The following is a 6,369-nucleotide window of genomic DNA, read 5'->3' on the forward strand; positions in this document are numbered from 1 at the left end:
GTAGGCGCTGACTATGAAAGAAAAAGTGAGATTCCATTTTCTTCTGCCACTTCTATACACGGTCAGCCCCTTTCCTTCCTCTAAAAAATGACAACTCTCTGCTAAGGTTTGATTTTATTCTCTACAGTCCACTGCTTCATTGCTCATCTAACCAATTGATAATCTTTTTCGTAACAGTATCATATTGAAAACTCGCTTTGTATAAGCGTCCTGCCTTAACGATACACTGTAATTCCACCAAAACAACGTCTTTTTCAAAGACATATCGTCCTCTTGCTTCTCCTTTTTCATAAACAAACGAAAAAGTATCATGCATCTCATTATTCTGTAAATCTGCCTTCACATCTGAAATCACTTGATCAACCATTTCTTCCAATGCAAAATTTTGCTCTGCTTCTATATAAAATTTTTTATCAGATAAAAGCATATTCGTTTCATAAATAAAAAATGACATAAGTAAGAAAAGAAGAATGAGCGTTCCAGGCATAACAAAACCAGCTTGCTTTCTCATACCGCTATCTCAATTGTATCATAACGTATTGCCACGCCATGATATACCTTTCCAGTTATATCTTGCACCCGTATCGATAACAAATGAGGAGTTAATTCATAAGCAATAGAGTCTACCTTTTGTAATATAATTTCTCTTCCTCTCCCGTTTACTTTTCGAACAATGTTATGATCGAGATTCTCATACGTGATGACGTCTCCATTTCCTAACTGAAACCGCAGAACTCGCGCCGCTTCCTCCAATACTATAACCTTTCCTCGCTGCACTTCACGAAATTCCAATTGTACTTGTCCCATAAATACATCCCATTCCCAATCATTTAATTCTTTTGCATATGCTTTTTCCATAAATAGACTATGAAAACGAGGTACTAATAGAAAAAAAAGAGAGAGGAAGAATAAACATATAAGCATTTCTAATAATGTAAAACCCTTCTCTCCCTTTTTTATTTTTGAATATGACGACATTGCTCCATCCTTCTTTGTTTCACATCCCTCCAGCTCGTACATACTTCTTCTCCTTTCCAATGCACGTTATACAATGTATCATCTATCTTTTCTTCCTTTGTTCGCCTGTCTTGATTTTGATATACATATAATGCAGCTTCCCTCTTTAACAGTAGTTGCGCTTTATAACGAAGATATATGTTTTTTCTCTCTTGCATGATCAGTAATGTTTGGGGAAGTAATACTGATATTGCCATCATTAACAAACTTAATGCTACGAGCATTTCGAGCATAATTGATCCTCTTTGGCACTTCACGATACGTAAATCTCCCTCTCCCTAGCTGGAATACAATTTCATAAGTATACTCTCGATAAGAAAGTAAGATTGTACCACCTCGATTAATATTTCCTCTTGCATTATAGGTCATAGGATTTGGAAAAGTATGCAAATTAATTTTTAAGTTTTTATCATACTCACGAGTAATCAGAAATGTATCTTTTCCTGATTCACCAATTGCATATACATGTTTATCCTGAAACCAACGCAATGTATAATGACTGTGATGACTGATCGCTAATTGCTGCATATACAAAATATCTTGTGAAAGCTGTTTTAAAAATTGTTCTACCTTTTGTTTTTCATACAGTGGTGTGACATTAAAATATGCGACAACACTTAATATCGAAATCATAAATAGAACGAGAAGCATTTCTAAAAGCGTAAATCCACTTTGCTTCACGACTTACTAACAATTACCTTTCCATCATTTGAAATACTGATTACTTCCCCTTTTGGACAAGTAGTGGAAGTAATATACTCTTCTTTCACTAATTCATCTATAGTAGGTATTTTATTATTCTGTAATTGGTATGCTTGCACTTGAGCTTCCACTGATTTCACATAGGCATCGCAGCCCTTCCCTTGTACCGCGGAACGTTGCTGAATTACGTTTGGGATAATTAAAAGCAACAATACAGCGATCACAACCATAACTAATAACATTTCTAGCAAAGTAAAGCCTTTTTCCTCCTTCATACAAATAACCTCCTATATAGAGTTCATCATTTGAAACATAGGCATAATCATCGCTAAATACATAAACACGACAATAATGCCGATACAGACAAATAACAGCGGCTGAATCACAACGAAAATACGATTCATTTTCCCTTCCATTTTTTCAATCATCAATTCACTATAGTCTCCTAATTCTGCTGCTAAATTTCCATTTTTTTGTCCATGTGCAATGACGTAAGATAGATCTGCTTCATAATATCCGCTCTTCATAATGATAGAATCTAATGGTTCTCCAGCCATTAATCGCTCCTCAATTCGAGCTGCTTCATATTGAAAAAACGGATGATGTCTTTGTTTACTCATGAGCGTTAAAGCTTCAAGTACCGATAATCCCCCTTGCAATAATCCACTCAGTTGAACAGAAAGATAATGAGAATGCGTAGAAATTAAAAATGTTTTACTAAGAGGAATCCGAAGTAAAATATTTACTCTTTGGACAGGAGGAAGTTTTCGAAGATAGAATACATATACACAAAATCCCACTAGTACTGTTAGAAAAAAGCCAGCTATTATATACGGAAGGGTTTGAATAAAGGAGATAATGGAATCTGTAAAAGAGGTGGTAGATGTACGTAAAGAACTGTATAGTATTTCAAATTGTGGGAGAAGGATAAAATGAAATACAGCAAGTATTCCAATTAAGAACACGGATAAAAAAATAGGATAACGAAGTACTTTTATCATCTCCTTTTGATGTTTATTTTTCCTCTGAAGCAGTAAACTTCCTTGTCGCAACGCAAACGAAATATCACCGTGCTTCTGTGCATAAAATAAATAACTCAATATATCTGGATGGAACATCAATTGATGAAAAGCATCATGTAAACTCTGCCCATTTTTCAACTCTTCTGTCATATGTTGTAGTTGTAAACGCTTCTGCGAAGATAATTGAAATTGTAAAAACTCTAACGCTTGTAAGAGCGAATAGCCTTTTTCCAATAAATCTCCTAACCTTTTTAAAAGCATAACTTGTTCATCTAATCGCCATTTTTTTCTATTAAACATAAACATCCTCTTCTAAAAATCCTAAAGCATAGCCTTTCTTTAATGAAGATTGTAATGTTTCATAGCGATACACCACACGTTCGCCATTCGCTTCGCGAATGGCTTTCTTCAATTCATGACCATATAGCAACTCATAAATGCTTGCTTGCCGTACTTGGCGTATCGATTTACATAATGGTGAACACTTCCCTTTACAAAACGGACATTTCAACTCTACAAGGCGCTGAGCGGCTACAGCTAATAACGACTGTTCAATTTCCTGTCTGCTAATTCCAAAATCCATCAAGCGCAATACAGCACCTTTCGCATCATTTGTATGCAGCGTTGTCATTACTAAATGACCTGTTAAACTTGCACGTACAGCCACTTTTGCTGTTTCTTCATCACGAATTTCCCCCACTAAAATAATATCTGGGTCATGCCGTAAAATTGCCTTTAAACCTGTCTCATACGTAATCCCTGCTTTTTCATTAATTTGAATTTGTAATAAACCGTTCTTTCTTTTCTCCACCGGATCTTCCAATGTAACAATCCGGCGTGTTTGACCTTTTTTGGCAACTTCTAATAACGCATACATTGTTGTTGTTTTTCCAGATCCAGTTTTTTTAGTAACATAAATACAACTCCGAATAAAAAGATAATCAAACCACGGATAGCGAGGGATACACAATGAAAACCAAAGAAGAAATGATAAAAGAAATAAAAGAATTTCAAAATGCGAAGGTTGGCTACAACCTTTACGATGATGAAGAGATTGTGGAGTGGTGCGTTAAATTGGTTCATGAAATCTTCATTCAAAAGAAGCATACGTATATACCAGATCTTGATAGATAATGAATAGAGTCTGCTGTATTGGTAGGCTCCTTCTATATATTCACAAATTCTTCTTATAATATATTCGCTTATTTGTTATACTGGATGACGTAATAATATTATGGAGGTATAACAGTATGGAAAAAAAGAAAAAAGCATTTTATAAGAAGTGGTGGTTCTGGGTAATCGTTGTGATTATAATAGCAGCCGCTGCTGGAGGTAGTGGGGACAAAGAAGAATCAAAAGCTACTTCTAACGAATCTAAACAAGAAGTTAAGAAAAATAATAGTAAAAATGACAAACCTAAAGAACTGTCCAAAGAAGGAGAATCTTCTAACGTTAAAATTTCAGTTGGTTCCGTTGAAACACTAGAGTCTGTAGGTAATCAATATGTAAATGAAAAAGCACAAGGTATATTTAAAGTTGTAGAACTATCTATCACTAATAATCAAAAAGATGCTATCACTATCGATGCTAATAGTTTTAAATTAGTAGATGATCAAGATCGTGAGTTCAAATACTCAACTCAAGCTCAAACATCATTTGATGTTGCTAACGGCGGGAAATCTGACTTCTTCTTGAAACAACTTAATCCTGGTTTAACACAAACAGGAAAAATAGTTTTTGATGTACCTAAAGATGCAAAAGGTTTGGTTTTAAAAGCACGTGGTGGAATGACTGGTAAAGAAATCAAATTAAAAGTTGAATAATAAAGATACTTACTATTAACGCTCTCTTCGGAGGGCTTTTTTTATTATTAATTCTTTTGTTTCCCAAAATATCTTTTTAAGTATAGGATATCTCATACCATTATTTAATTTTCGGTTTGAATCAAATTAAATCTGATTATTTTTAATATAAATTAATTACTTTGTGTGCATCTGACAATATTCGACAAAAATCTCCTATTTCTTTTGGTATTATAATATTACAAACTGGAACTACTTTAGAAAAAATACAAAAAGTTACAGGTTTTTTTGTATTTTTAGCAAATATTAATCAAGTACGGGGGCTTTTAAAATTGAATATTGAATTACCATTCCGTTTTACCCGAAACACCATGTATAATTTTTTAGGTCGAGTAATCTCAGATGGACAACCAGTAGAACAAGAAATTACTCTTGATTTTACAAATTTAGATTACATTGAGCCTGTAGCTATAACTATCCTTAGTAACACATTACAATGGCTAGACAAAAATGATATTGTAACTAGATTTAGACTACCGAATCAAAGTCAAATAGGATCCCATAGGAACTGTCCCATTAAATACTTAGATGATTCCATGTTTTTTAAAGAGTATCTTGGTACACCTCTCACTCCCGCAGCGAAAATTCGTCCAACAACAAGACCATTAGAACTAATTAACTATAGTAAAAGTCATTTTTGGATAGAACAAAACAAATCAATTCAACTATTAAACATCGTTTTCAATTCGAAACATCTCAAAAAAAAGAGGTAATAATGGCTTAGGACAATAAAAAGCCATAAAAAAGAAGCCGCCCAACAGGACGGCTCTTATTTTTGTTAATCAAACTATTCTTTTGTATAGAAATATTTAAGTCCTTTAGCATCTAACCATGCTGTTGCTCGATCTAGTTCATTCCCTTGACGATATGTTGTTTCAAATCTAACTAAACCTTGTTTATCTCCATAGGAGATAATGCGAGATTCATAACCAAGAGCATCCATCATCCCTAACATTTCTGGCACTAATGCTGTACCAAATTCATACGATACGACTTTATTAAATTTATCCACTTTAATCCCCACTCCTTCTTGTTTTTCAACAGTTTGATTTGTAAACCAAGCCAGCGATTTATTTCCGATTAATTTATTTAAATCGCATTTACCAATACCAGGCACGTGCCCTGTCTCTGTGTATTGCCAAATATCGCACTCATATGCAGGTTTGTTACCGCCATAACGAGGAATCCAAACAAAGTCAGATTTTACATTTGCCATACCAAACGGAGCATACATATGATGACCAACGTATAAACCAACTTTCTGAGCACCTAATCGGCGTAGTTCATCAATAAATGCTTGTGTGCCCGCTCTCATATCATTCATTGTTTTCACTTCAACATCCGCAACCCATACTGTCGCGCTCTTATCTCCACGGTTCCAGAAGTCACGCGCTTCTATTCTTGCATCATTTTCAGAAACGAAACGACAGAATGCATAGTTACCAAAAGGAATACCATGTTGCTTCATGGCTTGTACATATCCTTTATACAATGGATCTACATAATTTGAACCATCTTGTACACGAGCGATGATGAAATCAATGTATTGCTTTGCTATAGGCCAGTTAATGTCACCATTCCATTTTGAAATATCTACAATGTGTCCCATTACTCAACATCTCCTTTTTTATTATCATATTCAGAGCTTGTCTTATTGCTCTTATTACTTAAAATTTCAACTGCATTTGTTAATGCTTGTGGAAGGGGAATCCCCATTCGTCCAGCATTTTCTAAAAGTGATAATAGCTCGTTTCCAATAAAGAAAA

Annotated in this window: 10 protein-coding genes and 2 pseudogenes; 3 read left to right on the forward strand and 9 right to left on the reverse strand. The window is 34.4% G+C overall.

The window, feature by feature from the left end; genetic code table 11:
- Positions 1 to 136 precede the first annotated feature (136 nt).
- From comGG to MR056_RS19035, 7 genes and pseudogenes are all read right to left on the reverse strand, one after another.
- Positions 137 to 511, reverse strand: a complete 375-nt coding sequence (comGG, locus tag MR056_RS19005) for a competence type IV pilus minor pilin ComGG (protein WP_087099118.1) — start codon at positions 509 to 511, stop codon at positions 137 to 139.
- Positions 508 to 978, reverse strand: a complete 471-nt coding sequence (gene comGF, locus MR056_RS19010) for a competence type IV pilus minor pilin ComGF (RefSeq protein WP_140388435.1) — start codon at positions 976 to 978, stop codon at positions 508 to 510. The genes comGG and comGF overlap by 4 nt, the downstream gene beginning before the upstream one ends.
- Positions 957 to 1,274 carry a type II secretion system protein gene (locus MR056_RS19015; protein ID WP_235436438.1) on the reverse strand — a complete coding sequence of 106 codons (318 nt, stop codon included), beginning with the start codon at positions 1,272 to 1,274 and terminating at the stop codon, positions 957 to 959. Before MR056_RS19015 ends, comGF begins: the two co-directional genes overlap by 22 nt.
- Positions 1,252 to 1,698 (reverse strand): annotated as a pseudogene (gene comGD, locus MR056_RS19020) (competence type IV pilus minor pilin ComGD); the annotation flags it as partial. The gene MR056_RS19015 and the pseudogene comGD, both read right to left, overlap by 23 nt.
- Entirely contained in the window at positions 1,695 to 1,994 is a 300-nt protein-coding gene (comGC, locus tag MR056_RS19025) for a competence type IV pilus major pilin ComGC (RefSeq protein ID WP_012095385.1), read from the reverse strand. The gene comGC and the pseudogene comGD, both read right to left, overlap by 4 nt.
- 12 nt (positions 1,995 to 2,006) lie before the next feature.
- Positions 2,007 to 3,047: a competence type IV pilus assembly protein ComGB gene (comGB, locus tag MR056_RS19030; RefSeq protein WP_041810011.1), complete on the reverse strand. Its 1,041-nt coding sequence runs from the start codon at positions 3,045 to 3,047 to the stop codon at positions 2,007 to 2,009.
- Positions 3,034 to 3,651: pseudogene (locus MR056_RS19035) on the reverse strand (ATPase, T2SS/T4P/T4SS family); the annotation flags it as partial. The pseudogene MR056_RS19035 and the gene comGB, both read right to left, overlap by 14 nt.
- A gap of 59 nt (positions 3,652 to 3,710) precedes the next feature.
- Between MR056_RS19035 and MR056_RS19040 the strand changes: the two are divergent.
- The 3 genes from MR056_RS19040 to MR056_RS19050 all read left to right on the forward strand — a co-directional run bounded on the left by MR056_RS19040 (position 3,711) and on the right by MR056_RS19050 (position 5,316).
- Positions 3,711 to 3,875 (forward strand): hypothetical protein, encoded by a 165-nt coding sequence (locus MR056_RS19040; protein ID WP_164468640.1) that lies wholly within the window; start codon positions 3,711 to 3,713, stop codon positions 3,873 to 3,875.
- Positions 3,876 to 3,991: 116 nt separating this feature from the next.
- The gene (locus tag MR056_RS19045; RefSeq protein WP_012095388.1) at positions 3,992 to 4,564 is read left to right on the forward strand and encodes a DUF4352 domain-containing protein; all 573 of its coding nucleotides are present in this window, start codon (positions 3,992 to 3,994) and stop codon (positions 4,562 to 4,564) included.
- Positions 4,565 to 4,875: 311 nt separating this feature from the next.
- A complete protein-coding gene (locus tag MR056_RS19050; RefSeq protein ID WP_012095389.1) occupies positions 4,876 to 5,316 on the forward strand; it encodes a hypothetical protein in 441 nt (146 codons plus the stop codon).
- 74 nt (positions 5,317 to 5,390) lie between these two features.
- Here MR056_RS19050 and MR056_RS19055 read toward each other — a convergent pair whose 3' ends face one another.
- Positions 5,391 to 6,212 (reverse strand): GH25 family lysozyme, encoded by an 822-nt coding sequence (locus tag MR056_RS19055; protein WP_242136637.1) that lies wholly within the window; start codon positions 6,210 to 6,212, stop codon positions 5,391 to 5,393.
- The coding region (locus MR056_RS19060; protein ID WP_242136638.1) for a phage holin family protein at positions 6,212 to 6,369 on the reverse strand (158 nt) is incomplete at its 5' end. The genes MR056_RS19055 and MR056_RS19060, both read right to left, overlap by 1 nt.

It is taken from the genome of Bacillus cereus group sp. BfR-BA-01360 (genome assembly GCF_022663595.1).
Lineage (GTDB): Bacteria > Bacillota > Bacilli > Bacillales > Bacillaceae_G > Bacillus_A > Bacillus_A cytotoxicus.